The sequence below is a fragment of the Alcaligenes sp. SDU_A2 genome (assembly GCF_038237375.1).
In the GTDB taxonomy this organism is placed as follows: Bacteria; Pseudomonadota; Gammaproteobacteria; order Burkholderiales; family Burkholderiaceae_B; genus Alcaligenes.
The window spans coordinates 541,684-567,537 of sequence record NZ_CP151273.1 but is presented as its reverse complement, the minus strand read 5'-3'; the positions used below and the strand labels follow the sequence as shown (position 1 = coordinate 567,537).

The 25,854-nt window shown below is 61.8% G+C and carries 22 protein-coding genes; 2 read left to right on the top strand and 20 right to left on the bottom strand.

What is annotated here, in order from left to right; all coding sequences use genetic code 11:
• Position 1: 1 nt before the first annotated feature.
• From tagF to tssJ, 5 genes are read right to left on the bottom strand one after another with little or no spacing between them, the layout of a single operon-like run.
• Positions 2–733, bottom strand: coding sequence for a type VI secretion system-associated protein TagF (gene tagF / locus AADW57_RS02615; RefSeq protein WP_341668503.1), 732 nt, complete (start codon positions 731–733; stop codon positions 2–4).
• Position 734: 1 nt separating this feature from the next.
• Entirely contained in the window at positions 735–4,334 is a 3,600-nt protein-coding gene (tssM, locus tag AADW57_RS02610; RefSeq protein WP_341668502.1) for a type VI secretion system membrane subunit TssM, read from the bottom strand.
• Positions 4,331–5,578: a DotU family type VI secretion system protein gene (locus AADW57_RS02605; RefSeq protein ID WP_341668501.1), complete on the bottom strand. Its 1,248-nt coding sequence runs from the start codon at positions 5,576–5,578 to the stop codon at positions 4,331–4,333. Before AADW57_RS02605 ends, tssM begins: the two co-directional genes overlap by 4 nt.
• Positions 5,579–5,592: 14 nt before the next feature.
• Complete coding sequence (gene tssK / locus AADW57_RS02600) at positions 5,593–6,915, bottom strand: type VI secretion system baseplate subunit TssK (protein WP_341668500.1); 1,323 nt, start codon at positions 6,913–6,915, stop codon at positions 5,593–5,595.
• Between the two features lie 34 nt (positions 6,916–6,949).
• Complete coding sequence (gene tssJ, locus AADW57_RS02595; RefSeq protein WP_341668499.1) at positions 6,950–7,453, bottom strand: type VI secretion system lipoprotein TssJ; 504 nt, start codon at positions 7,451–7,453, stop codon at positions 6,950–6,952.
• A 186-nt stretch (positions 7,454–7,639) separates the two neighbouring features.
• On the opposite strand from tssJ, the gene AADW57_RS02590 reads away from it, so the two are divergent.
• On the top strand, positions 7,640–8,029 hold the full coding sequence (locus AADW57_RS02590) for a TssQ family T6SS-associated lipoprotein (RefSeq protein WP_341668498.1): 390 nt from the start codon (positions 7,640–7,642) through the stop codon (positions 8,027–8,029).
• Positions 8,026–8,607, top strand: a complete 582-nt coding sequence (locus AADW57_RS02585) for an FHA domain-containing protein (protein ID WP_341668497.1) — start codon at positions 8,026–8,028, stop codon at positions 8,605–8,607. The genes AADW57_RS02590 and AADW57_RS02585 overlap by 4 nt, the downstream gene beginning before the upstream one ends.
• On the opposite strand, the gene tssG is transcribed toward AADW57_RS02585, so the two are convergent.
• The 15 genes from tssG to AADW57_RS02510 all read right to left on the bottom strand — a co-directional run bounded on the left by tssG (position 8,604) and on the right by AADW57_RS02510 (position 25,838).
• A complete protein-coding gene (tssG, locus tag AADW57_RS02580) occupies positions 8,604–9,650 on the bottom strand; it encodes a type VI secretion system baseplate subunit TssG (protein ID WP_341668496.1) in 1,047 nt (348 codons plus the stop codon). The two genes, AADW57_RS02585 and tssG, sit on opposite strands and share 4 nt — an antisense overlap.
• The gene (gene tssF / locus AADW57_RS02575) at positions 9,647–11,533 is read right to left on the bottom strand and encodes a type VI secretion system baseplate subunit TssF (protein WP_341668495.1); all 1,887 of its coding nucleotides are present in this window, start codon (positions 11,531–11,533) and stop codon (positions 9,647–9,649) included. The genes tssG and tssF overlap by 4 nt, the downstream gene beginning before the upstream one ends.
• Positions 11,530–12,072 carry a type VI secretion system baseplate subunit TssE gene (gene tssE, locus AADW57_RS02570; protein ID WP_341668494.1) on the bottom strand — a complete coding sequence of 181 codons (543 nt, stop codon included), beginning with the start codon at positions 12,070–12,072 and terminating at the stop codon, positions 11,530–11,532. Before tssE ends, tssF begins: the two co-directional genes overlap by 4 nt.
• A 29-nt stretch (positions 12,073–12,101) precedes the next feature.
• Positions 12,102–12,584: an Hcp family type VI secretion system effector gene (locus AADW57_RS02565; protein WP_341668493.1), complete on the bottom strand. Its 483-nt coding sequence runs from the start codon at positions 12,582–12,584 to the stop codon at positions 12,102–12,104.
• Positions 12,585–12,634: 50 nt separating this feature from the next.
• Positions 12,635–14,128: a type VI secretion system contractile sheath large subunit gene (gene tssC, locus AADW57_RS02560; RefSeq protein WP_341668492.1), complete on the bottom strand. Its 1,494-nt coding sequence runs from the start codon at positions 14,126–14,128 to the stop codon at positions 12,635–12,637.
• Between the two features lie 11 nt (positions 14,129–14,139).
• Positions 14,140–14,697: a type VI secretion system contractile sheath small subunit gene (tssB, locus tag AADW57_RS02555; RefSeq protein ID WP_341668491.1), complete on the bottom strand. Its 558-nt coding sequence runs from the start codon at positions 14,695–14,697 to the stop codon at positions 14,140–14,142.
• Positions 14,698–14,724: 27 nt separating this feature from the next.
• Entirely contained in the window at positions 14,725–15,783 is a 1,059-nt protein-coding gene (gene tssA / locus AADW57_RS02550; RefSeq protein WP_341668490.1) for a type VI secretion system protein TssA, read from the bottom strand.
• A gap of 191 nt (positions 15,784–15,974) precedes the next feature.
• Positions 15,975–16,427, bottom strand: a complete 453-nt coding sequence (locus tag AADW57_RS02545; RefSeq protein WP_341668489.1) for a DUF7832 domain-containing protein — start codon at positions 16,425–16,427, stop codon at positions 15,975–15,977.
• On the bottom strand, positions 16,424–17,233 hold the full coding sequence (locus AADW57_RS02540) for a PAAR-like domain-containing protein (RefSeq protein ID WP_341668488.1): 810 nt from the start codon (positions 17,231–17,233) through the stop codon (positions 16,424–16,426). The genes AADW57_RS02545 and AADW57_RS02540 overlap by 4 nt, the downstream gene beginning before the upstream one ends.
• A gap of 9 nt (positions 17,234–17,242) precedes the next feature.
• The gene (locus AADW57_RS02535; protein WP_341668487.1) at positions 17,243–18,304 is read right to left on the bottom strand and encodes a pentapeptide repeat-containing protein; all 1,062 of its coding nucleotides are present in this window, start codon (positions 18,302–18,304) and stop codon (positions 17,243–17,245) included.
• Positions 18,304–20,826, bottom strand: coding sequence for a DUF2169 family type VI secretion system accessory protein (locus AADW57_RS02530; RefSeq protein ID WP_341668486.1), 2,523 nt, complete (start codon positions 20,824–20,826; stop codon positions 18,304–18,306). Before AADW57_RS02530 ends, AADW57_RS02535 begins: the two co-directional genes overlap by 1 nt.
• A gap of 87 nt (positions 20,827–20,913) precedes the next feature.
• Positions 20,914–21,402 carry a hypothetical protein gene (locus tag AADW57_RS02525; protein ID WP_341668485.1) on the bottom strand — a complete coding sequence of 163 codons (489 nt, stop codon included), beginning with the start codon at positions 21,400–21,402 and terminating at the stop codon, positions 20,914–20,916.
• A 14-nt stretch (positions 21,403–21,416) separates the two neighbouring features.
• The gene (locus tag AADW57_RS02520; protein ID WP_341668484.1) at positions 21,417–23,768 is read right to left on the bottom strand and encodes a type VI secretion system Vgr family protein; all 2,352 of its coding nucleotides are present in this window, start codon (positions 23,766–23,768) and stop codon (positions 21,417–21,419) included.
• 9 nt (positions 23,769–23,777) lie between these two features.
• Entirely contained in the window at positions 23,778–24,374 is a 597-nt protein-coding gene (locus tag AADW57_RS02515; protein WP_341668483.1) for a DUF3540 domain-containing protein, read from the bottom strand.
• 270 nt (positions 24,375–24,644) lie between these two features.
• Positions 24,645–25,838 carry an acetyl-CoA C-acyltransferase gene (locus tag AADW57_RS02510; protein ID WP_341668482.1) on the bottom strand — a complete coding sequence of 398 codons (1,194 nt, stop codon included), beginning with the start codon at positions 25,836–25,838 and terminating at the stop codon, positions 24,645–24,647.
• Positions 25,839–25,854 lie beyond the last annotated feature (16 nt).

The following is a 25,854-nucleotide window of genomic DNA, read 5'->3' as shown; positions in this document are numbered from 1 at the left end:
GTCATCGTTGAAAAGGGCGCACATCCGAGGCCGACGCAAAAAGACGCCGGAACAACGCCGGCGTCAGGTCGGCACTGTGCGTCACGCTGGCCCAGGACGGATGGTTCATGCCCAGACGCCACCAATAACTGCGGTGCGACCCCGGCTCCAGGCATGGCTGCAATACCGACCAGATATCCTGCGCAGGCTCCTGAGCGCCCTGTGTGCCGTACAGCACATCCAGAATGTCGCGACCAGCATCGTGGCGCACCACCGTCGCATGCGGCTCAAACAGGCCGCTGGGCGGCACACAGCGACACAAGGTCTGGTCCAGTTGCGTGGCCGCCCAGCAAAACCGCAGCCCCTGCACCAGCGACAGGCCCAATTGCTCGACCATGCCGGCCAATACAGGCAAACGCAATGTATGGCACTGCTCCGGGTCTATCGTCACCAAGGCGCAGACCATATAGTCCCGCCCAACCCGGTCCTGACTGGGCACCACCGCTCCCGCCTGTGCGCCGCCCTGCGGCTGGGGCAATACGAAACCCCAGACTGCCTGGGGTAGCGCCGCGCCCGTACCGGGCAAGCTGCCTTGCCGGCCTGCCACGCGAGCCTGACTGATGCCGCTGCTGAACCAACGCTCCCACGGCAGCAGAATCTGTTCGGGCATGCGTCGCCGCACAAAATCCCCCATGGAAGGAATTTTTCCGTACCACATCAACACCGGACTCTGTCCATCCTGTTCTCTATCCACCTTAACGACTCCCCGGGCAGGAAAAGCCACGCAGCTCTGCCAGACGCCACGGACTTTTGGAGCTATTGGCCACCACGTCCACCACAAAATGGCGACCACCCAACGAAAAGGACAAACGCTGCGCACCGGCCGATGCACCGGCCACAGACTGTGCCTGATCCAGCAAGCGCAACAAGGCCCACGCCCCTGTGGCCCGCATGCCCGACCCTTCGGACTGCGGCTGGGCCTCCAAACTGACCTGACGCCCGCCGCGCGGACCGGGCCACTGCACCCCCGAGGCGACCTGCGGGCCATGCGCATAGCGCAGCACCTGTCCGTCCACGTCCAGCAACACCTGGGACAGTCCCGCGTCCATCTGCACCGGCGTCACCGCCAGATCGATACGCGGCTGGGCGCTACCGGCCGGAAAAAACACATCCCGAATCACGGCGGCCCGCTGGAACGCATCCAGATATCGGAAATCGGCGGCCGCCTGTCCGTCTATGCCAGGCTTGAAACGCCAGCGCGCACCCGACATATCGACGCGATGCATCAAATGTTCCTGAAAGAACGCATCCATCAGCCCGCCGGGCGCAAACAACCGGGCAAAATCATTGGGCGCGACATCCTGACTGGACTGTCCGGCAAGGGGATAGCGACCCGCAATGGCATGACGGCAGAACTGACCGATCGTGGCATTGACCAGTTGCCCCAGACTTTCCTGGGTTCGCGAGGCGATTTCAGCCGACGCCCCCACCGAAAAACGATCCAGCGCATCGCGCAATGGGTCGGGCAATCGGCCTGCTTCTGCCTGTAGCTTGGTCAGCACATTCGATTGAGGCGGCGTGCCGGCACTGCGCAGCGCGGCATCGGACGAGGTCAGAAAGGCATAGAACTCATCAAGCAGCTCCAACGTGCCATCGATGGGTGCCGGGGCCGTGCCGCTGCTGGACGCAAGACGGTGATACGGCTCAAAGTGCTGGTCGACAATGGCCTCCACCTGCCGGGCCTGGGGCTCAGTGCGACGTCCACCTTCCAGTCCGACCGGGCCGAACATCTGTTCGAGCGCCTGACGGGTATCGTCCAGCCGCAGCTTGGCCTGGGTACCCAAAGAGGCCCCCTGCGCGGCATCGTCCCGCAGCAAGCGGGTCTGCAAGGCCACTTGCTGCACCAACTGCTTGAGCGGCGAATCGGCCATCGACAAGGTACGGGCCAGTTGTATGTTTTCCAACAGACTAGCGCCCTGAACCAGACGCAGATCCGCCAGATACTCGTCCCAGTTGCGCACGTAATCCAGCAAATACAGTCGACGCAGTTCCTGGCTGGCCGCGCGGCGGGCCGCTTCAGATTGATCCGCTCCGGTGTCCAGGCCCAATATCCAGCGGTCATCGGCGCGCATCTGCTGCAATTCGCTATCGATGCGTGGTTCCACGACCGTCCAGTAACCTTCGTAGGTATACAGGCCATCCACCCCATCGGTCAGCGGCTTGCCGCTCTGGCGCGTAAATACCGAAGCGGCATAAGGCCCTGCCATCCCTGCCACCGACATGGCACGCAAACCCGGCGTGGCAGCCAGCATACGGCGCATGCGACTGTAGGTGCGTTGTTCCAGACTGATACGGGCCAGCCTCTGACGGCTTTGCTCGATCAAGGCCTCGTTGCGGGGGAAGGGGTTAAGCAGCAAGCCACCCTGGGTCACGGCGCGCACATGTCCTTCCAGGCGGTCGTACTGCGCCTGGCTGAACCCGGCAGGCAGATCCTGCTTCAAGCTGCCCAACAGCCAGGTCTGCAAATGCCCTGCGTCATAACGCCGGGTGTCGTACAGCATCAAATAAGCGCGCAATGCTTCGTAGCCATACTCCAGATCCTGGGCCTGATCGCTGCGCAGCACAGTCTCGATACGGCGCGCCAGCAACGGGGCCAGCAATTTTTCCAGCGCCCGCTGATACACCGTGTCGGCCGCCGCCTTCAGTTTTTCGCCCTGATACAAGCCCATGCGCCGCTCCAGGCCAGGAGCCTCCAAAGCAAACTGCTGACTGTGCGGCAAGAGCAGCAGCATATCCAGCAACGGCTGCAAGCCGGCCACAGGCGTGGTGTCCATGACCTGCGTTTGATCCGCCTGTTGCTGGGCCTGCGGCACGCGTGCCTGCACCTGCTCCACATAGGCCCGATTCAGCCAGAAACTACGTCCCCAGGCCAAGCCCAGCGCCAGTACCGCCACAGCCGCCAGCCCGTACACCAGAAAATGACGCAATCGCATGCGGCGCTCCCAGCGCTCGTCGCGCCCCGCCACACCCGCCTCCTGAAAAATCAGCTCCTTGAGCAATTGCGTCAGGAAATAACTCTTGCCCTGCCCCATCGCCGGCTGGCTCTGATCGGCCTGCCCATCCACCTCCAGATACTCGCGCAGCGGATCACGCACCTGATCCAGCCGCGTCCCGCCCTGACGCCCGCTGGTAAAATACACGCCGCGCAGCAGCAGCGGAGCCTCGAACCGAGACTGGCTAAAAACCTGTTCCAGAAACTCCTCCAGCACAGGCCCCAACCGGGCAAACTGCTGGGGCAACAAATAGGCCTCGGCCCGTAACGCCTCGTCCGGCTGCTCGGCCATCACGGCCGGCAAACCTTGCTCCAGTCGCTGACGCAGCGCCTCGTATTCCCGCCCATATGTTTCTGACAAAGAAAACCCGGCCTGACGCGATGTCTCGTAGGGCAAGGTAAAGCCCCAGACCTGCTCGAGCTCCTGGCGATCACAGCGTTCAAAATACTCCTGAAAACCATGCAGCAGGTCCATCTTGGTCACCAGCACATAGATCGGAAACTGGATGCCCAGACGTTCGCGCAATTCGGCCAGACGCTGGCGCAGCACCTGCGCATGATCGTGGCGCTGCTCGGGCGAACTGGCCAATAAGTCCGGCACGCTAATGGTCAACAAAGTGCCATTGATGGGCTGCCGGCGGCGGTACCGCTTGAGCAAACCCAGAAAACCGCGCCACTCCTGTTCATCGCCCACCGGATCGCTTTCGTGCGTGGTGTAGCGCCCCGCCGTATCCAGCAGCACCGCCTCGTCGGTAAACCACCAGTCGCAATTGCGTGTGCCGCCTACCCCGCGCAGCGACGTCTTGCCATAGCGCTCAGACAAGGGAAACTGCAAGCCGGAATTGATCAAAGCCGTCGTTTTACCGGCACCCGGCGCACCAATAAATACATACCAAGGCAGTTGATACACATACTGGCGCGACAGCAAGGACCGCAACCGCCCGCCCATGTGCGAACCAAAACGAATCCGTTTGAGCAGTTCGATGGCCTCATCGAACTGGCTCTGCAAAGGATGCGCCGGGGCGGCGCTGCCCGCAGCGGACGGTTTCTGAGACGAGCGCCCCAACTGGCCCAGCAACTGCGCATTGAGCCGCCCTTCGCGCCAGCTGCGCCAGAGCAGGCGCAGCAGCCAGAACGCCAGCACCGTCGCCATCAAGGCCCAGCGCGCCCATTCCGACTCCAGCGGACGGGTCTGACCGATCGCCAGCAGCGGACCGAGCAGCCAGATCAATACCAACAGAACAAGGACACCCAAAAAAGTCCACACGGAGCGATTGAACACGATATTGAGCAGACGCATCATCGTCCGGCCTCCTTGCCCAAAGGCACGATGGTGATCTCCACACGTCGATTCTGCGCGCGTCCCTGCGCCGTGCCATTGTCGGCCACCGGCGCGGCATCGGCCCGACCTTGTGCGCGCACGCGCTCGGGCTGACTCAAACGTCGCTGCAATACCTGCTTGACCGAATCGGCACGCGCCTGCGACAGATGATAATTAGACGGAAAACGCACGCTGCGTATGGGCACATTGTCGGTATAGCCATCGACCAGCACCAAGCCCGATGCAGCCTCCACCGCATCGGCAATACGGGCAATCACTGGCAGCAAGGGTGCGCTGACCTGATCGGCCCCCGAATCGAACAAGCCGTCCCCATGCAACGTAATAATGCTGCGGTCCGCCTCGTCCCGCACCGCCAACAAGCCTTCCGCTACCTCGGGAGCCAGCAGTTCGGCCAAGGCCAGCGGCGCAGGCGGCGCGACACTGGGTTCGAGCGCCGTGCCCTGGGTTTGCAAAGCCGGCAAGCGCAGCGCCACCACATCGTCAAACACCCGATCAGACTGCCGGTTCAGCACCAGGCTGATGCCCAGATACATCAACAAACACACGAACAAAGCCAGGCACGCCGCCACCCAGACCGGCACCGGCAAAGGGCGGCCCGCCTTCTGGGCCGGGTTGTCGCGCCATTGGGGCGACAGGGCGGCCGGCACGGCCGGCCCATGCTGGCGCAACGTCATGTACAAGCGCTGGCGTACTGTTTCCAATTGGCCCGCCCCATGCTCATGTACCCGATAACGCCCTTGAAAACCCAGGGCCAGACAAAAATACATCAGCTCCAGCAAAGGCAGGTGTGAAGCCGGGTTCTGCATCAGTTTGTCCAATAACTGAAAGAACTTCTCGCCCCCCCATGTCTCGTTATGAAAAGTCACCAGCAATGTATGCGACGACCACACGCCTGCCTGCCCCCAGGGTGTCAAGGCCGCCGCCTCATCCAGCGTGGTGCACAGGCAGTAACGGGCCGCCAGTATGGTTTCGTTAGCCACCGGCACCGCCTGGGCGCGCAGCTCGAACTGACGGATCTCGGCCACCAGCTTGGCGCGCAGACCGGCCGGATCGGCATGGCGTGCGCTGCGCCGTATGTCGGACACCATGACCAGCAACGGGTTGGCCGCCTGCAGCAAGGGGTTGGAGCCTTGGGGCTGGAAACGCGGCGCATCGGCACGTTCTTTTCTGCTCGGTTCGCCCGACCAGGACATTGTCTGATTCATCCCTGTACTCCGGATCAGTGGCGAATCGCCCAGAACTCAAGCTGCAAACCGGGAAAGTCACCCGCCAGATGCAAGGCCAATGCGCCGTTCTGCTCCATCTGCCGCCACAGCTCACCGCCTTTTTCCAGCTCGAAATACGTAAACCCGGCGTGATACGGCAACGCGCGTGGCGCAACCGACAAAGGCTGCAAACCGATCCCAGGCAGTTGCAAATGCACCAGATCACGGATGCGCTCCACCGGTCCCAGCTTGGCCTGGGCGGCAAAATGCTGACGCACCGTCTGTGCCGGCAGATCGGCCTGCACAGCCAGCACAAAACCGGCCTGGCGCAACAAGGCACGGTCGGCGATCTGGGCCAGCCGCACTCCCTGGCCCTTGTCCTCCAGAGCAATTGACACGGCCTGCTGCTCCAGCACGACCGATAGCGCACGGCGCAACTCCACCACTAAAGGTAGAAAAGACTCGGCCAGATCATCGTGCCGGTACGGCGGCCAGACCTGCGGCTGGCGCGAGGGCTGGGTGTACGTCGCCAACGCGCCATGCAACTGCATCCACTGTTGATACAGCTCGCAGGGGTGGACATGCACGCGCTGCTCCAACGCCCACAACGCGCTTCTAAAACGATTGACCAGTTCAAGCATCAGCATGTCGGCCACATCGCCCTGGCCCCGCCCGCCCGGCCCCAGGCGTTCGGCCAGCGCCTGGCCACGGGCTTGCAGCAAAGCCTGCACATCGGCGCTCAAGGCGTGCAGACGCGCATGGGCCTGCACGGATAGCACAGGCGCGATGAAATCCGGGTCCAGCACCAGCGAACGATCCTGCCGCCGCTCCAAAACACGGGCCACCGCAATCGCAACACTGTCCTCGTACACCTCGGACTCGGGCAACAGACACGGCTGCAACCGCCCCAACTGGGACTGACACGGCTCTGGCACCAGGCCGCAGCTATCGTGCAGCTCCTGCTCGATCACGGCATAACGCGCGCGCCGCGCGCCTGATTCACCAAACTGAATATCCACCCGCCCAGGCAGGCAGCGCGGTAACACCAGCATGATCCGTTCAGGGCGCACCACCTGCGGCGCAGTCCAGCCCAGAGCCTGCGCGGTACCCGGCCCGCAGTCAAACGGAGTGCCGTCGGGAAACAGGCCACGGGCTTCGCGCAGGGCCACGCTGCCCATGCCCAGCGCCTGCTCATCCAAGACCAACGTCTCGAACCCCCAGAAAAAAGGCTGGGTCGCCCTGCGTCCGGCCTGCGCATACTGCTCCAGGTAACGCTCCAACTGCTGAAAATGCTGCGGACGCAAAAACAGCCCTTCGGTCCAGATCACTTTATCCATTGAAATAACCAGCTCCCTGCCAATGCCTTAGCCCTTAATCAAGGACATGAATGGCGTTCTTGCGTAGTTGCAGACGAACCTGAACAGCATCAGGCGAGGCCTGCCAGAACTTGTAGATATTGGTGGTGCGCGATTCGGGCAACGGCAAGAGCACGCGCCAGACACTGGCATCGAGCTGCCTATACCCCGCCACCACGCCGACAGCGCCCGCCTGCAAGTCGCCGGGGCGACGCAAACGATGGGTCTGGCCAGGACGCAACACAATCTGCTCCACATTGAGCACATCGCCCTGCAACGCTCCTTGAGGGTCCGACTGCAAAGCAAAAAAGTCCGTGGCCTCGAATGCGCTGCCCGAGCGCAGCTCGAACACCAGCACCTGTATCGGAGAAGGCCGCCCTGTGGCGTCGGGGTTCAGTTGCTCATCGGCCGTCAAGACCATGTCGTAAGGCACTGCCACACGACTGGAGGTCGATGCGCAAGATGCCAGCAGCCCTAACATCAACAAGGCAGGCAGGCGCAGAAATCGACTGGCAATCACACGTTCTCCTTCAATAACACTGCGCCCCATCTAAAACCACGAATGCGACAGCTTTGTTAAGGACACGCTGTGTTTCGGCGGTTACCCTTGGGCAACAACTCTTACAGACGCCATCGCATCGTGTCATCGGCCTGTCTTTTTCCTTTCCTAGTCTTGCTGACAGGTTCAACTTTTCCGATTCTCACCATGCGTTTGACTGCTTGCCTGACTCGTTCCGCCCTGCTTCTGTCGCTGGCCGCCTGCGCCCAGCCCGCGCACAAGCCCGTGGCCGTCTTCAGCCCTGCTGCCCAAGCCGAACTGGAGCAAATCCGCACGCACTTTCACGACGGCGATTACGGTGCCGTCATCCGGCAGGTCGCCCGCTCCAGCACATTGCCCGCCGCCGCGCCGTCTCAGTACAGCGAGGCCCTGAAACTGCAAGCTTTCAGCTTCTGCGTGCGCGACCATGTTTTTCTGTGCGAAGACCGCTTCAAACAAGCGATGGCCGTCGACCCCGACTTCGCCTTGGCCCAGGCCGAACAAGGCCATCCCACCTGGGGACCGGTCTACGCAGGTCTGCAAAAGGAGCAACCATGAACACCCCGCAAGCACCCGACTGGCACCTGCACGCCGATGCGGGAACAGCCATTGCCATCCGTGCGCCCGGCCTGGTCTGCGGGTCCTGGCCGCTAGCCGATCTACCACTGCCCGCAGGTGAGCAAAGCGCACCGTTGCAGGCTTACCTGCGCCGTCAGGATGACGGCTTGACGATCGAGCGCGCGTGCGCCTCGGGCCATGTCCAGGTCAACGGCACCGAACTGCCGCTGCGTCAAATCCAAACCCTGCACACAGGGGACCGGCTGGCGCTGGGCCATACCCACTACGTCGTCGCCATCGGCCCAGCCGCTGAGCCTGCACAAGACAAAGCAACGCCCGACATCGCAGCCGATCCGTTTGCCGACCTGCATGTCCCCGGCCTGGTGCCTGTGGGAGGGGCCGTATCCGCCCCGGCCGACCACCACCCTTTTGACCGTCCGTCCACCGCCTCCACACCAGTACTGCCAAGCGCCAGCACGCCGTGGCAGGCCGAACTCGGTCAGACACCGGAATGGACCAGCACCCTGCCCTGCAGCGACACGGAATACGATCCACTGGCCGATCCACGACTGCGTTAATCGGGGGGCAGGGGCGGTTGGCAGGGGCGGCTGTCCAAAAACAGGCACAGATCCGCCTTGTCTTGCCGCCCTCCCGCCCCCACCCAAGTCTGCAAACCTAAACCCAGTCCAGCTCCAAGCTGCAACCCCGGCTGGTCGCAGGCTCGTAATACCAGTTGCAACTGCACCGACCACTCCATGCCCAAATACAAGGCCAGCCACGAGCGCAACTGCCACCAGCCTGTCCGCCCAGGCAAAAAATGCTCATAGTCCTCGCGGCCCAGAGGGCCGATACGGATGCGGATGGTCTGCTGTACATCCAATACCCGCGCCCCTAACACCGTATCCTGACCCAGACGCCCGCAGACCCCGCCCAGGCTGGCCTGCACCTGCTCATCCAGCGTCACCCAAACCGGGACGTTTTCCTGAATAGTCACCGGCAATTGAAAATGACTGGACAACAAAGTCTGCAAAGCGTGTGCGCTTTTCGCCTGCGCAACCATAACCGGTGCCTGAAAACACACGGCATGCGCAGGCAAGGAGGCCTGTTGCCCTACTGGCCCTGTGCCCGCCAGACTGGCCAGCCAGCGGGTAAAACCATCTTGATCGTGCTCCAGATCACACACCGCCTGCGCCTGGGACCAAGCCCGGAAAAACAACAGAAACAGGCGATGATGAAACTGGTCCAGGAAAGCAACGCCCGCATGGTCATTAAAGTTGCGGCTACGCTGAAAAAAATACTCGGTCATGTGCAGCGGCAAAGGGCCATTGGGCCCCCACAGGCCAAACCCCTGCACCTGCAAATGCAATACCTCGTCCTGCCACTGCGCGCCCTGCACGCTGGAGGCCGCAAACGCCAGAGCCGGCGGCTGGCCGACCCGTATGTATTCCTGGCGTGGCGTAGGGGCCGTGCCCAGCCTGGGCCGGCCACATTGCGCCTGCAAGGCATCGACCGCGCGCAGCACACGAAACAAGTCGTGCCCAAAAGGCCACTGCTCGATCAGCCGTCCCAGCTCCTGCAACAATGCCTGCGACCTTAAGGTCGGCTCCGAAGGCCTGTTCATACGACAGGCCGGGTACCGGCACTGGGGGCCCAGGCCCCCAGATCCACGCCCGCCTGCGAGCGGAACTGCGTAGACACAAAACTATTCATGCTGACATGACGGGTCAGATAACGGCTCAGCACGGCAGCCAGCGCGAACGAGCGCCCACCCGGAAAACCGCTTTGATCCAGGGTGACCTCGAAGTGCACGCCCCTGCCCATCACCAACGGCCCTGGCCCCGGCATGGCCCGTTGCACCGGACGGGCCTGAACGGAGACAATGGCCGCAATCTGGCGCAACGCTCCGGCATCGGCCGGGTCTACATGCGCGGCCAGCAAAGCGCGCCAACGCCCTGCGGCTTCCAGCGGATCGGTCTGCGCCACGCCAAGCTGGGCCAGGCTCAGTTGGGAAATCAATTCCCAGGCCTGCCGCCCGCCCGCCGACATGGAACGCGGACGGGTCGGCGCATCCAGCAAGGTCACCGCCGCGACTGGCGCAGACACGCGCAGGCTGAAGTCCGATTGAGACGAACGGGGCAACAGCAAGGGCAGGTCGCGGTTGCTGCACCAAGCCGTCACGCTGATCTGTTGCATGCCAAACCAATCAGGTCGTTCACGCTGATCGACCAGAGACAGATACAACTCGCTGCCCGCATAGCTACTGCGCCCGCCCCATCGCTTCTGACTGTCCGACGCCACGCGCGACTCGCGACGCACCGTGTAATAGCGCCCAAAATTGCCGGCATCCTGCGCCGTGGTCGCATACAAGGGCCGGAACACGACATCATCCACCCCCTGGTGACCATGTCCGCGCACTTGCTCCAGCAAACACACCTCGAAGTCCATAGGCCGGGTACGGTCCATAACCACATGATGGTCGGTAGCCTGCGCGCGCAACGCCATGCGTTCGCTGCGCCGACGAAACAGATTGACGGCCGGGGTGCAGTACAGACGCACATGGCCCGGCCCGACCCGCGCCGCCAGATCGGGCCAGGCCTGCCCGAACACAATATGCACAGACCAGCGCCGGCTCTTGCCGCCCAGCGCACGGCTGCGGGCAATCGCCGCCTGCACGCCGCGCAGTCGCACAAAAGAAAAACGGCCCGGCAAGGAAAAATACTCCCGCAACAAACGATGTCCCGAAAACTCCTGAGCCGCCACCGGCAAGATCGACTGCTCGTCCTGCAGCCCGTCATGCGTCAGGCATTGGGCCGTACCAAGCAACTGCGCCGGCTCCTGGCCCATCTGCACAAACACACCCAGGGTCTGCCGCAACAAGGCGTCCAGCAAGACGCTGCTGTCGGACTCGGGGCCGCCCAGATGCAGACTCAGCTCATCGACCGCCAGCTCCTCCAGGGTCAAGCCACCCTGCACCTGAAAGTCCAGCGTCAGGGTCGAGCGGGCCGACAATGCCTGCCGGCTGCCCAAGGCCGCCAACGGCACGTTGCCCGGCACATCAGTCAAGCGCGCATCGGACAATTGCATGGGCCACAGCGTCACGGCATGGCAGGTGGAAAACTCACAGGCCGTCTGTTCACCTGCCGGAATACGCGAGCGCAGCGCCGTATGACGCTCCAGGGTAAAACCCTTGGCCAGCGACCCCTCGCTCATGCTGGGATGAAACTGCACCAGGCCCATGCTGGGCGTGGGCATCAGCCAAGAGGGCTGGATGGCATCAAGCAACTGGTGACTTAGCCGGGGAAACTCCGCGTCCATCTTCATCTGGATGCGTGCGGTCAGAAAGCTAAAGCCTTCCAACAATCGCTCCACATAAGGATCGGCCACCGCCGTATCCTGCAAGCCCAGACGGGCGGCCACTTTAGGGTAGGCCTGCGCAAACTCGGCACCCAGCTCGCGCAGGTAAGCCAGTTCGCGGTTGTAATACTGCAGCAACTCGGGATTCATGCCGATGCGTAACTCTCTTCCAGGTCTAGGTGACCACTTTCCAGATCGATGCGCGTGCGCAGCAAAAACTCCTGCGGGTACGGTTCGCACCAGATATGGCCCTGAATGCGCAAGCTAAGCACATTGTGCAAATCGCGCTGTTCGCCCTGATCCAGACAATGCACGTGCAAGGTATCGGGCAAGATACGCGGCTCAAAATGCAAGATGGCCGTGCGCAAGGCCTGCTCCACATCCAGCCATTGCACCTCGCTCATGGTCTTGCCGGCCAATGGGCTCAAGCCATAATTCAGACACGACCGGCGCACATGGGTCAGCGCTTGCATCAGCACCGTGCTGCCCTGATTAGGCGTATTAAGCAAATACCCCAGATCGCGCAGGACCGCCTGACGCATCTGCCGCTGGCTCATCGGTTGCGGCGGCTCCGACACATGGCCGGGCCGCTCGTCGGTCAACCTGTCCAGCAGGCAGGGTTGCAGGCGGTCCGCCTGGCCGCGCGCAGGCGCGGCGTTGCGGCCGCCGGAAGGACGGAAACGATTCATGGCCTTCCTGCTCCTGTCGCCTGCTCGGCTCAGGCCTCTTTGTTCTGCTTGATGTCCCAGGCCACGAGCGTTTCCGCGCCCTTGGTGCCCCGATCGGATTGCTCCCAGTACTGCTGCTTGACGCGCGCAGCCTGGAAAGAATAGTTGACCAGCACGCTTTCCACCTCGCGCTCGGCATTCAGTTGCACCGAGGTCACCAGCACATCTTCCAAGGTAATTTTGGAATATTCCACCTGTTCGCCCCCGGCCTTGCACACCGACAGCTCCACCTTGCCCAGGTGCTTGCCGCTGGCGCAATGTTTCATTACCGCCGGCGCAGCCTTATCGATGCGGGCCAGCACATGCAAATCATTAAAATTTGCCTTGCCCTGGCCGCCGCCGCCCCCGGCGCTCATGCTGCCGGGCTGGGAAGCCCCCCACGAAAACGACAGAATATCGGTCCAATCCTTATGGTTGGAATCCTTGGATTCACCACTGGCACCCTCGATTTTCATGAACATATCAACAGCCACGCTTTTCTCCTTGAAGGTCAAATAAGGCCAGTCGCTGGCCCGGATACAAATCAGCTCTGCTCACCCTTGAGCGAGGGCAGGCGGGACACCAGACGCAAGGACACGGTCAGTCCTTCCAATTGATAATGCGGCCGCAAAAAGAATTTGGCGGCGTAATAGCCCGGGTTGTCCGGCACCTCCTGCACGGCCACTTCGGCCGCCGCCAACGGTTTGCGGGCTTTGGTTTCCTGGGACGAGTTGGTCGGATCGCCATCCACATAATTCATGATCCAGCCATTGAGCCACCGCTCCATATCGTCGCGCTCACGAAACGAGCCGATCTTGTCGCGCACAATGCACTTCAGGTAGTGCGCGAAACGGCAGCAGGCAAACAAATACGGCAGGCGCGCCGCCAAACGGGCATTGGCCGTGGCGTCGGCGTCGTAGTATTCCTGTGGTTTTTGCAAAGACTGCGCCCCGATAAATGCAGCAAAGTCCGAATTTTTCCGATGCACCAGCGGCATAAAGCCATTCTTGGCCAGTTCGGCCTCGCGCCTATCGCTGATGGCGATTTCGGTCGGACACTTGATATCCACCCCACCATCGTCGGTGGGAAAGGTATGGCAAGGCAGGTTCTCGACAGCCCCGCCCGACTCCACGCCGCGAATCGCCGTGCACCAGCCAAAGTGCTTGAAGGAGCGATTGATATTGACTGCCATCGCGTAGGCTGAGTTGGCCCAGGTATAACGGTCGTGGTTGGCCCCGTCGGTGTCTTCCTCGAAGTCAAACTCATCGACCGGATTGGTACGCGCGCCATAAGGCAAGCGCGCCAGAAAACGCGGCATGGCCAACCCCAAATACCGCGCATCATCCGATTCGCGCAGGCTTTGCCAGGCCGCGTATTCAGTATTGGAAAAAATCTTGGTCAGATCGCGCGGATTGGCCAGCTCCTGCCAAGACTCCATCTGCATGACCGAAGGCGCGGCACCGGCGATAAAAGGGCTGTGCGCGGCCGCGCCAATGCGCGCCAGCTCGCCCAGCATTTCCACATCGGGCGGACTATGGTCAAAGTGGTAATCGCCCACCAGGCAGCCGAAAGGTTCGCCACCGAACTGTCCGTATTCCTGTTCATACACTTTCTTGAACAAAGGACTTTGATCCCACGCCACGCCTTTGTAGCGCTTCAGATTACGCGCCAGCTCCTTCTTGGACGCCGGCATGACCCGGATACGCAACAATTCGTCGGTCTCCGTATTGCTGACCAAATGATGCAGGCCCCGCCAGGCTCCTTCCAGGCGCTGAAACTCCGGGTGATGCAGGATGTGGTTGATCTGCTCGGTCATCTTTCGGTCGATCTGCGCGATGACGGCCTGAATCGTCTGATAGGCATCGTCGCTCAACGTGACCGACTGCTCCAGCGCCTGTTCGGCCAAGGTCGCCACGGCATATTCCACCGCCTGCTGGGCCTGCTCGGTCTTGGGGCGAAACTGCTGCTGGAGCAGTACCGAAAGCTGGTCCAGCCGGGTGTCCTCGTCGGTCGCGGTCAATATCTGAGTGGATGTCATCGCGGTATTCCTTATTGTTGTGCTTCGTTGTCCTGACCGGACTGTGGTTCGCTCGTGGGCAAGGCCTGCGGTGGGCGGCCAGCCAACGCACGCAGCAGCTCGGGTTGTTGCAGCAAACGGGACAGCAGTTCCTCCGCCCCGCTTTTGCCATCCATATAGGTCAGCAAATTGGCCAACTGAGTGCGTGCTTGTAATAAATGGGCCAGCGGTTCGATCTGGCGAGCCAACTGCGCCGGCGAAAAACTGTCCATAGAGTCAAACGCCACTTCCACGCCCAGCACGCCCTGGCCGCTCAGGCTATTGGGAACTTGCAGGTTCAAGCGGGGCGCAATCGATTTCATGCGATCGTCAAAATTGTCGACATCGATTTCCAGAAACTTGCGCTCGCCCAGCTCCGGCTGGCTGTCCGTGTTGTGTCCAGCCAGATCGGCCAGCACACCCATTACAAAAGGCAGCTGCACACGGTGCTCGGCACCATACAGCTCTACGTCATATTCGATCTGCACACGCGGGGCGCGGTTGCGGCCCAGAAACTTCTGGCCGCTGCCAGTATTGGATTTCGCAGACATCAGGTCTTCTCCGTTTGATTCATTGGATTAAGAGGCAAGATCCGCCGACGGCGGACGGGGCATAAAGACCTGAATCTGATCCCAGGCGCTGGGTGCCAGGTCCTGGATCAATTCATGAAAGCCCATAGGAACCAATTGCTGGGCGCGACGCAGCAGCAAAGGGGCGGGGTGGCTGGGTTCGTGCTGCTCGAAATAGGCAACCACTTTGTCCAGCACCAGCATGACCTGTTCGCGAGAGGCGATATGCAGACTCTGCCAATCGGCCAGCTCCAACACAGGACGCGTTCCACCGGGCAGCGCCGCCTGGCCGTCAACACCATCCTGAACAGACGGGGCTAGCGTCCCAGCCTGCCCGCTGGCCTGATCCAACACGGCGCACACGGCCTGCACCGTCTCCCAGGCTCCGTCCAGACGCACCGACCATTCCGCATCCAGGTGCTGATGCACGACCGATTCCAGAGACTGGCGTATCTGCTGCAAGCGATACAGCGCCGCCACTGACGTGGCACCGGCGGCAAACGCCCGGCGCAGTTCTTCCACCAAATGCTCCCGACCCGGCAGGCTGGTGTCGCGCTGACTGCCATCGAGCACCTGCCCCACTTCGCGCAGGTTCAACTGTCTGTGGCCCAGGCTAACGACAGGCGCTTCGCGCATCAGGCGGCCCAGTCCATCGGACGCCGACAGACCCGCCAAGGCATTAACACGCGGCAAAGGGTCAAATTCCCCATCATCGCGCAACTGAGGATGGATCTGTTCCCACCCCTGCTCCAAAGCCAAGGCCAGCCAAGCGCCAATCTGCGCCAACGCGGGCAAACCGCCGGTCTGCAAGCGCGCCTGCGCCAACACCACCAGCAGCCGTATATCGGCCGAGCGGTCCAGCAAGTCTTGCGCCAGCCGGGTAATACGCGCCCAGTCCGGCACCTGCGCCGGAATGATGGTCTGACCAAACTGTTGTTCGCCTTGAACCTGCAAGGCCTGCATCAGCGCCAGAAAATCCGGTTCGTACTCCAGATTTTCGCCATAGGCCAATTGGCCGGTATCTAAGGACCAGGTCGGTTGCCATCGGTCCTGCGTTGCATCGAGCATGTCGCCTGTCTCGGAAAACCAATCACGAAACCTAGTCTAGAAATAGAAAATGACAGCTCTTTGACGAAAGTTTTTAGTTACTTATTTTGCAAAATAGATGTAATTACGCTCTTTTTGAAGCAAATGAGCGCAATAAAAAAGCGCTGCCTTGTGGCAGCGCCGTCTCGACCCGCATTCAGCCAAAATACGAATTACTCATCCAGGCCCTGGTCCTCGCGCCAGCGGGCGTAGCGCTCTTCCAACACGGGGCGCAATATTTTGAACGTAGCCCAGTCGTCCTGCACATGGTAGATGGACGGCAAAGCCTCGTCGTCCAGCGTATCCACATAATCGTCCAGATAAAAATCGTCGTAGTAAAAATCGCTGAACGCCTTGCCCACGTCAGACATGTCCTCGCTGACCAGCACATCGTCGCAACACTCCTGCAGCAATTGCGAACCTTTCATCATGCGATCGCGGCATTGGCGCACCTGGTTGGGGAAACGGCCGACGAAAGCGTCCGACAACAAACGACGCTCCACCAACCAGGCCAGATACATGCCGATGTGCGTACGCCCACCCTGCGGTCCCAGATCAGCGGGATACTCGCCGCCCACATGCCAGTCCACAGCGTCGTACTTAACGGAATCAGAGTGCGTATTCAATGTCGTACCTCCGTAGGTATACGTATGTCCTTGGGAAGCGGTTGCCGGGGCGCATTCTTGCCGATCAGTTGCGCGCCGTCGCGGGCCATGGCCTTGTCCTTGGCCAATTGGGTGGCGGAGCGACGCGCCCCACCGCTTTTGACTTCGACCGCCCGGATGTTGCCCGTGTTCTTGTCTTTGATCAGTATATCGATGACACGGCGGGTCAGTGGAGTTTTTGCGGACACCTGGGTGCCCATCACCTCGTGGCCTTCCTGCTTTAACTCGGACTCGACCTCGCGTTCACGCTGCGCGCCACGCCGTTTATTGCGCTTGAGCTGGGCCCGTTTGGCCTCGCGCGCCGCCGCCTTGCGCGCCGCATCCGGCCCACTGCCAGCGGCGGCCTTGCCGGCCCTGCCGCCGCCACCGCCCGCACCGCCACCGCCCAACAACACCACCTTGAACTGGCTGGGCACCACGCGCATACCGACCGTATTGACGGAGTTCTGCATGCTCAGGCTGGTCAGGCGCGTGGCCGGAATCCCTTTCCAAAGCACATTCGGCACGCAGGTAATAGAACGCGAACGCGACATCACCGTCTGGGAGATCAAGCCCAGTGCCAGGCCCGGATTGTCGCCATTGCTCAACGGGATAGTGGTCAACAGATTATGCGCCGGCCCACCCTGCAAGAGGATATTCCAGGCATTGGGAATACCCATGAAGCCGGTCGCAAAATTCGGATAGGGAATAGGCACCAGGGCCGGCGGCGTCTTGCAGATATCCGGGAAGGCAATGTCCATGCCCCCCAATTGGCAATTGGCGAACATCGGCTCTCCTTAGTCAAGATTCATGTAGCGCGCCGTCCAGCTTTCGGACTCATGCAAAGCCCGGTCATGGGGCAGGCAGCCAGGCGCATGCTCCTGACCCGGCTTATCGAGCAGAGTCCGGTGAAACTGGGTACGCTCGAACCGGGTCTCATCCCACACCGCACCCCTGCAGTCTGCATAGGAAAAATCGGCATACAAGACATTGCTACATTCAAAACGCGCCTGTGTCAGCACAGCCTGAGCAAAATAGGCCTGGTGCAGACAGGCACGACGAAAATCCGCCTCGGGCGCGTCGGCCTGCGCCCACAGACTTTGGGACAGATCGGCATCCCGCGCCCGCAACCCCTGGGCCTGGGCCTGCACAAACACCGCCTGCTGCGCCTGCGCGCCATCCAAAATCGCTCCCCCCAACAACGCGGACTTGAAATTGCTGCGACGCAGACAAGCCGCGCTCAGATCGGCCTGTCTGAAATCGGACGCCATGAAAATACTGCCGCTCAGATCCAGACCCGCCAAGTCCATGCCCTGAAAGTTGCAGCCAGTGGCCGTCACCCGCTCCCAACGACTTTCTGCCAGAACACTGCCGTGCCAATCCAGATCCGTCACCACGACATCTTCCAATCGGCTGGCCAGCAAAGACAGCCCCCCGGCCCGGCAGCCCGTCCAGGTGCACCGCTGCAACAAGGCCCGATCAAAACAGCCCTGCGTCAGCGCGCACTGCACCCAGTGCGAATCCCGCAAGGCACTGCCGTGCCAGGCGCTGCCTGTCAGGTCGCAGTCCTGCCAAAGCAGCTCATCGGCCCGCACATGCCGCCAGGACACGCCGGACAGCGTACAGTCCATGAACACGGCACCATCCAGTGCGGCTCCATCCAGCATGGCCCCTTCCAGATCGCACTGGTGGAAGCGGCTGCCGGCCAGATTGACTCCGTAGGCCTGCAAGCTCGGCAAGCGGCAGGCCACAAATACAGCTCCGGAATAATCGCCCGGCGGCAATCGCAACCGCACCAGATCCAGGCCAGTCAGCGGCTCCCCCTGGCGGATGCGCAAACGCAGGGTATGGGCATCCATCACGCCTGCCCTCCCGACGGCTCACGACGCGCCGCGCGCAGATACACTCGCCGGCTATGCGTGCGGGAGTCGGTCTGAACGCCCACCAAGTCGGCCCGAAACAAATTAACCGTATCCAGCTGCGCGCCTTGCAAACGGGCTCCGCCTGCCAGGCTCTGGCTCATATCCACATGACTGAGCATCGCCTGACTTAAATCCGCGTCCAGCAACAGACAGTCGCTCATGCGCGTCTGATGCCAGCGGGAACCGCGCAGATCCGCACCGGACAGGTCGCAGCGCACCAGGCTCGCACCCTCGAAAAGAGCATGCGACAAATCCACGTCCCGCAGATTGCTTTCTTCCAACTGCGCCCCGCTCCAGTCCGAACCCGGCAGGCCCAGCCCATGCACCACGCTGGTGCGCCAAACCGTCTGCGCGCAATCCACACGGCCATCCAGCACACCCAACAGCCAGGACGACTCGGTCAGCGTAGAGCCCCGCAAGGACAGATTCCGCGTGTCACAGTCCAGCCACATGCACTGCTCCAACCTGCACTCGTGATACGACAGGCCCGACAGGCGAGAGCGCATCAAATACTGCACTTGCCGCAAATGCGAGGCCTGAAACACACACTGCTGCACATCCACGTCCAGCCATTCCTGCTCTTGCAAGGTACAGTCCGTAAAACTCGCATTCTGCCAACTGGACTGGCGCATCTGCCAGCGTGCGGCCTGCACGGCGTGAAAGCGCACCGACTGCAACACCGCCGAACTGAAATCGGCATCATCCAATTGAATCGCCTCGAACTGGACCTGCTCCAACCGCGCCCGCACAAAGCTAGCACCCGAACAATCCGCGCCCGCAAACCGTCCCCGCACCAGGACCGCATCATCGAAACAGGTGCCTACGCAGCGCACCCCGGAAAAATCAAAATCCCGCAGGTCCAGGCCGCTTAGATCCAAGCCCGACAGATTGCGCGTCCCGGCCAGAATCAGCGCCACGCGCCTGCGCATGCGCTGCTGGCGCAAGGATGAGGGCGGCGGCGGAGCCGGCGCATAGACCTGCAAAGCGCGCTGCGCCTGCTCCATCGGCTTGCCCAGCGTTGCAGCAAGCGATGCCTGCTCTGGAGCGATAGACGTCATATCCAGCAACAAACGGCTTGTTTCGCGCACCGACACACGCCGAGTCACCGCGTCCTGAAAAGGTGAATCGCCCTGCCCCTGCTCCACTTGCGCCAAACCGGCCGCCATCCGGGCGCGCGCATCCCATTGCTGACGATTGGCCTGGCGTACCTGCTGTACCCAGTCGGTCTGATCCAGATCGGCGGCCGTGTGGGGCCCGGCCTGCGCCAAGCTGGACAAGCCCTCTTGCCACTCGGGATGCCCTGCCGCCGCGTCCTGCGCCCATCGTTCCAGGCGCGTGCGCATCGTCACGGCCAAGGGGTCCGGCCCCGTCGACGGCAACAGATCCACAGGTGCGCACGACTCGCCCGGCACCAGATCCTGGTCGCGCAGCGCAAACAAACCAGCCTGATCGCCCTGGCTGCGCTGGCGCAGCACACGTTCGTAATGCGCCTGAGCACGCGGCTGCCCCAGCGGCTCCAGCGCCGGCATCAACAGGCGTATATCCTGGGCCTGGGCGTCCTGAACCGGCACGCTGCCCTGATACAGCAGCAGCATATGACCCAGGTCGGGAAAAAACCAAACCGTTGTCAACGCCAGATCCTGCTTTTGCAGACCGGGCACGCGACGGTCTTGATACCAGCAGGCTGCCTGCCAGCGCGGCAATGTGCCACGCCACTCGGGCCGCTGGGCATTCAAATGATGCAGCTCCCACATGGTATCCACCGGCCAGTGGCTGTGCTGACGCCACCATTGATCCGGCTCCGCCGCATTGAAAAAATGCGGGTCAAGGCTGTCCAGCATCGTGCCCGGATCACCCTGCAACCAGGCCGGATCATACTGACCTGCCAGACGAAAGCGACGCGGCCGCAAGGGCGACACCGGCCCTAGACCTGCCACCTGACCCGTCTGGCCTGCCCGTTGCAAACGCCCTTCCCACGCCTCCACCTGCGGCAAGCACAGCGGCTGGCCGGGCACAGCGGCGATCATGCCCATGCCGGCCGGGTTTTCAAGGTCCTGCGGCCCGCCCCAACTGCGTGTGCCATCCAATGGCACACGGGTAAACACGTCTGCTACGCCTGGCTGTGCCTGCCGCCATTCCCGTTGCCCGAACACCGCCAGCTTTTTCTCTATCGGGCCGACACGCGCCTTGACGGCCAATTGAGACACCGGCTCACCATACGGTGCACAGGCGTGTCCAGACACCAGAAACTCGGCGCAGGGCTTGGGCAAGCCCAGATCCAGTACTTCGTCCGGCAAAATCAGGCCCGACACCCCCTGCCACATCCGCGCATCCGTACCCAGCAAATGGGGCTCATCCATCGAACACCAGGCTTGCACCGACAGCCCCAACGCATGCCGCCCGCGCCAACTCCAGGGGCGTGCCAATATGCCCAGACGCAACGGCTTCACAATACGCATGCGAACCTGCCCTTCTTCGTTGCCGACAAGACCATTTCCTTCCAGGGTGCGTCCATACTGCTGCCGCTACGGGCAACAAACACATAATCAGTCGCCATAGGAGTTCGATGCGGGTTTGTGTTGCAACACGACATGTTCGCGATCCAGTGCGCAGCGTTCCGGCACATCGGGATCGCACAGCACGGCCACGGCGCGGCCGGGCCGGAACCGGGCAGACAGCTCGGGCTGGACCAGCACATCAACATGGGTCTGTCGCCCAGCCACATCCAGGCTCAAGCGCAGCAAGGGATACGCCGACTTGAACACCCCCGGCAGCAGTTCCTCTTGATGCACAATCGCGGCTGGCTGGGACTGCACCCCTTGCGCGTGCAAAGACTGATACAGGCGCTGCTCGGGCCAGGCACGCCAATAGCGCAAAAAGCCCCGATAACTGGACACAAACCCACCCGCCGCAACCAATAGCGGCACCACCACCAGATACGGCAAAAAGTCGCGCCACTCCAGCGCCACGCCGATCCAGATCATGATGGCGGCCATCACAACACAGAACACCATCCATAAAAGCTGTTCAATCATGGCCGGCCCTGCATTCAGAAAAAAACATGCAAGCCGGACTTGGCCAGCCGCAAGGCCGAACTGCCGACACGCACAGCCTGCTTACCCAGATAGACCGCGCTTTTCTTCAGGTTCACGTAGGCATCTTCGTCCTTGAACTTGGAATGATCCATTTTGAACACCGCCGCCTGGAAATTGATGCCATACACCTGCGCCCGCACGCCCCAGGCATCCAAAGATGACATCGTGCCGTTCAGACGGAACCCCGTAACTTTTTCTGTATGCGGAATCCACCACTTCTCCGAACTGGTCACATTGACCTTCCAGCTAGGCGTGGTGATATTGACGCCGGTGGCGGCGGTAATATTCACCGGGCCGGAAATGCTTTTGGTCAGATCCCCGGTCAAGGTATCGATGATGTTACCGGTCGTGCTCACGTCCACATTACCGGTCACCGTTTCCTTCACGTCACCCGTTACGGTGTAATCGACCGCGCCGGTCACCGTGCGCGTATAGTCGCCGGTCTGCGTGGAATGGCACGTACCGGTAATGGAGTCGGTCACCTCGCCTGTCACGGTCTGGGTCACATCGCCGGTAATCGTCTCGGTCAGCTCACCCGTCAACGTGTCGGTCACATTCCCGGTAACGGTGCGCGTCACATCCCCTGTATGGGTCAGCGTCTGCTCGCCTTCGATGGTTTCATCCACCGCGCCGGCCACGCTGCGCAGCACGCCGCTGTGGAACGTCTCCGTCTCCAACGCCTGCACCGACGTGGTACGGGTCGCCATCACCGTCAGTTGGTCGTGCCCCAAGACCGTGGTGGTCCGATTGCCATCGACGGTATGCGTTTCGTCGCCTTCGATCTCGGTATCCAGATTGCGCTCGGCATGCAGCCAGATACGCTCCTGACCGGCTCTGTCCTCGAACATGAAGGCATTGGCATTGCTGGGGTCGCCATCCTTGGAACGACTCAAAAAGCCGCTTTGCGTCGCATTGTCCGGCAGGTTCCACGGCGGCATATTGCTGGCGTTATAGACACGGCCCACTACAATCGGGCGGTCCGGGTCGCCGCCCAGAAAATCCACAATCACCTCGTCGCCGACGCGCGGCAACTGAATCCCCCCAAAGCCGCCCCCCGCCCACGGACTGGACACGCGCAGCCAGCACGAACTGTTCTCGTTCGCCTGACCGTACCGATCCCACAGGAACTGAACCTTGATGCGCCCGTACTGATCCGTCCACAACTGTTCGCCACTTTTACCCGCCACGCGGGCCGTCTGCGGACCATACGTGCGCGGCACGGGAGTGCGACGTACCGGACGATAGGGCTGACTGGCCGGCATGACCAGAAAGTCGACGAAATAATGGCTGGCCACCCTGGCATCGCCCACCTGTCCCGCATCCAGAAAGTCGTAATCAGCTTGGGTCACCAAGTAGTCACGATTGTCCTCGGGACGCGGGTGGTTGCGCACAGCCAGCAGATAGCCCGGGGCCACGCCACGGGCATTGGTCTGGGCCTGCGCCTGACTGCGCACTGCCTGCAAGGCCTCCAGGCGCAGACGCGAGTAATGCTCGCCATGCTCGGGCTCGGTATAGCCCCCTGCCCATTCGTAGACCTCCAGATCGCCCAATGCATGCTGGGCTGGATTGCTGCGGGCCGCATCCAGGCTGGCCCCCGGCTTGCAATAATCGTAATCGGCGGTGGCGTATCGGCCCGGCGTCACCTGCTCGTAAGGATGCCAGGCATGGATGTGCTCCACATCGGGATGCGCGACCCGGTCCGGTGACACAAAGGGCAGCTCGGCCAGCCACGGCGCGGCGGCATGCTGCCCTACATCGTCGGCCATGACCAAGGTATGCGCGCCTTGCCTGTGCTCGAACCAGTAGTAAATGCCTTCGCGCTCCATCAGGCGGCTGACAAACTGAAAATCGCTTTCCTGATACTGGACACAGTACGTCTGGCGGGGATAGTCCTGCGTCAAACGCACTTCCCACGCGAAAGAATAGCGGCCCAGCACCTCCTGCAGCACTTCGGGTACTGTCTTTTCCTGGAAAATGCGGCTGTCCATGTTCTGGCTCAAGAACCAGAGCCAAGGACGCAGCGTTGCCCTATAGGTGTAGAAGCGGTCGCTGCGCCCGGTCTTGCCCAGCAAGCGAAATGCACTGATGCGGCCATCCAGAAAACGCGGCAATCCGCTGACGGTCTTGATCTCGAGACTCAAGGACTCGCCCAGCAGGCCGCGCAGATCCAACAAGGGCGTCGTACACAGCACATCGGCCTGCAACTCAAACGGCTGGGACAACCCTTCCCGGCCCTGCAAGGCGTGAAACAACAAGGCGCCCGGTCCCAAAGGACTATGCACTTGAACAAGACGTTCTGTCAGCATGGTCTGTCCTTATCCCATATGAATCTGGTCGGCATCCACCTTGACCAGTTCGCGCGCGGTCATCAAGGTGTGCCGTGCATGCAGGCGTAACTGGTGCTGGGCCTGCACATCCATGCGTCCGCCCCGCCAGCATTCTTCTTTTTCGGTCAGCCTGAAAACATGGTTGCACACCTGCGAGAGCCGGTCGGCCACCGTCTCGTGCATCTTGGCCAAGATGCGCAATGTGCCTGTGGTCAGGCTCAACTCCCGACCCGACTGCCGCAGATGGCCCGCCGATTGCAGCGACAGATCCGCCGCCGACGATATATGGATATCACCCTGGTTGGACTGGACGTGCAGGCCCTGCTCGGCCACCAGATGCAAAGCGCCGCCTTGCGGGCGTTCGAGCACGGCAAACACATAGGCCTGTTCGCCATCTGCACCGCCCACCCAAACTTTGTCGCCGGCCTGCGGCTGCACCAGGCAACTGACTGCCACCGGCACGACCCAGGCACGCTCGCCGCAGTCCACCTCGAATTGCCCCGACTCCAAGCGGGCCTTCACCCGTGCCTGCCAGAACAAAGGGGGAACATGCAAGCCGGATACCATGCGTACGGGCAATCCCATACATCCTCCATGTAGAGCGGTTCAAAACATGGAAAGGACTATGGCCGCCGCCTATGTCGACTCTATGACAACAACAAACCTTTACTTTTTTGACATTTAGCGGGTTTTAAGCAAATTTACTTACACTATCGGGCCGGCTCAGCCGTGGCGCGCGGTCATACGGCCATGGTCCGGGCGAATATCCACTCCGATGCCCTTGTCACACAGACGGGCAGGGCGCGATCTGCGCGTGCAAGTGCCACGCACGCGCAGATCGCATCCGGGCCCGGATCAAGCACGTTCAAAAATACCGGCCGCCCCCATGCCCGTGCCTATGCACATGGTCAACATACCGTACTGCAGTTTTCGGCGTTGCAAGGCATGCACCACCGTAGCGGCACGCATGGCACCGGTCGCACCCAGCGGATGCCCCATCGCAATAGCCCCGCCCAGCGGATTGACGCGCGCCGGGTCCAGCCCAAGATCACGGATCACAGCCAGCGACTGGGCGGCAAAGGCTTCGTTCAGCTCGATCCAGCCCATTTGGTCTTGCTTCAAGCCGGCCAACGCCAGAGCATGCGGCACCGCTTCTTTCGGTCCTATGCCCATGATTTCCGGCGGCACGCCACGTACCGAAAACGACACGAACCGCGCCAACGGAGTCAGGTTATGAGTGCGCAGTGCGCGCTCGGACACCACCAGCAAAGCCCCCGCCCCATCCGAGGTCTGAGAACTGTTCCCCGCCGTGACCGACCCTTTAGCCGCGAACACCGGCCGCAATCGGGACAGCGCGTCCAGACTGGTGTCCGAGCGCGGGCCTTCGTCACGGCTGATGACCTTGACCTGCTCGGCCACTTCCAGGCTGTCCAGGTCGGGCTGTCGCCGGGTCACGGTGACCGGCAGGATTTCGTCCGAAAACTCGCCCGACTCCCACGCCTTTATGGCCTTCTGATGGGAAGCCAAGGCAAACGCATCTTGATCTTCGCGCGACACCTTCCATTCCCGCGCCACTTCCTCGGCGGTCAGGCCCATGCCATACGCAATGCCGTAATTTTCTTCGGAAGCGAAGATGTCCGGGCTGAACGTGGTGCTGACGCCCATGACCGGCACCTGACTCATGGACTCCACCCCTGCCGCCAGGATGACATCGGCCTGCCCGGAACGAATCCGGTCGGCGGCGATGGCAATGGCGGACAGACCCGATGCGCAGAACCGGTTCACCGTCATGCCCGGCACGGTATACGGCAACCCCGCCAACAAGGCCGAAATACGGGCCACATTGAAACCCTGCGGCCCTTCGGGCAAGGCGCAGCCGGCTACCAGATCCTCGATGGCGGCCGGGTCCAGCCCGGGTTGCTGCGCCAGAACACCTTGTACCGTATGGGCCAGCAGCTCGTCAGGCCGCAAGGACGAAAACACGCCGCGAGGCGCTTTGCCGATGGGCGTGCGCTTGGCCGCCACGATATATGCTTGTTGCACTGTCATATCAGCTCCTTGATCG

Excerpts from the sequence above, each read along its gene's own strand:
- tssM (WP_341668502.1), bottom strand. The coding sequence starts at position 4,334 with ATGATGCGTCTGCTCAATATCGTGTTCAATCGCTCCGTGTGGACTTTT.
- AADW57_RS02605 (WP_341668501.1), bottom strand. The coding sequence starts at position 5,578 with ATGAATCAGACAATGTCCTGGTCGGGCGAACCGAGCAGAAAAGAACGT.
- tssK (WP_341668500.1), bottom strand. The coding sequence starts at position 6,915 with ATGGATAAAGTGATCTGGACCGAAGGGCTGTTTTTGCGTCCGCAGCAT.
- AADW57_RS02590 (WP_341668498.1), top strand. The coding sequence starts at position 7,640 with ATGCGTTTGACTGCTTGCCTGACTCGTTCCGCCCTGCTTCTGTCGCTG.
- AADW57_RS02585 (WP_341668497.1), top strand. The coding sequence starts at position 8,026 with ATGAACACCCCGCAAGCACCCGACTGGCACCTGCACGCCGATGCGGGA.
- tssG (WP_341668496.1), bottom strand. The coding sequence starts at position 9,650 with ATGAACAGGCCTTCGGAGCCGACCTTAAGGTCGCAGGCATTGTTGCAG.
- tssF (WP_341668495.1), bottom strand. The coding sequence starts at position 11,533 with ATGAATCCCGAGTTGCTGCAGTATTACAACCGCGAACTGGCTTACCTG.
- tssE (WP_341668494.1), bottom strand. The coding sequence starts at position 12,072 with ATGAATCGTTTCCGTCCTTCCGGCGGCCGCAACGCCGCGCCTGCGCGC.
- tssC (WP_341668492.1), bottom strand. The coding sequence starts at position 14,128 with ATGACATCCACTCAGATATTGACCGCGACCGACGAGGACACCCGGCTG.
- tssB (WP_341668491.1), bottom strand. The coding sequence starts at position 14,697 with ATGTCTGCGAAATCCAATACTGGCAGCGGCCAGAAGTTTCTGGGCCGC.
- tssA (WP_341668490.1), bottom strand. The coding sequence starts at position 15,783 with ATGCTCGATGCAACGCAGGACCGATGGCAACCGACCTGGTCCTTAGAT.
- AADW57_RS02540 (WP_341668488.1), bottom strand. The coding sequence starts at position 17,233 with ATGTTCGCCAATTGCCAATTGGGGGGCATGGACATTGCCTTCCCGGAT.
- AADW57_RS02535 (WP_341668487.1), bottom strand. The coding sequence starts at position 18,304 with ATGGATGCCCATACCCTGCGTTTGCGCATCCGCCAGGGGGAGCCGCTG.
- AADW57_RS02530 (WP_341668486.1), bottom strand. The coding sequence starts at position 20,826 with ATGCGTATTGTGAAGCCGTTGCGTCTGGGCATATTGGCACGCCCCTGG.
- AADW57_RS02525 (WP_341668485.1), bottom strand. The coding sequence starts at position 21,402 with ATGATTGAACAGCTTTTATGGATGGTGTTCTGTGTTGTGATGGCCGCC.
- AADW57_RS02520 (WP_341668484.1), bottom strand. The coding sequence starts at position 23,768 with ATGCTGACAGAACGTCTTGTTCAAGTGCATAGTCCTTTGGGACCGGGC.
- AADW57_RS02515 (WP_341668483.1), bottom strand. The coding sequence starts at position 24,374 with ATGGGATTGCCCGTACGCATGGTATCCGGCTTGCATGTTCCCCCTTTG.
- AADW57_RS02510 (WP_341668482.1), bottom strand. The coding sequence starts at position 25,838 with ATGACAGTGCAACAAGCATATATCGTGGCGGCCAAGCGCACGCCCATC.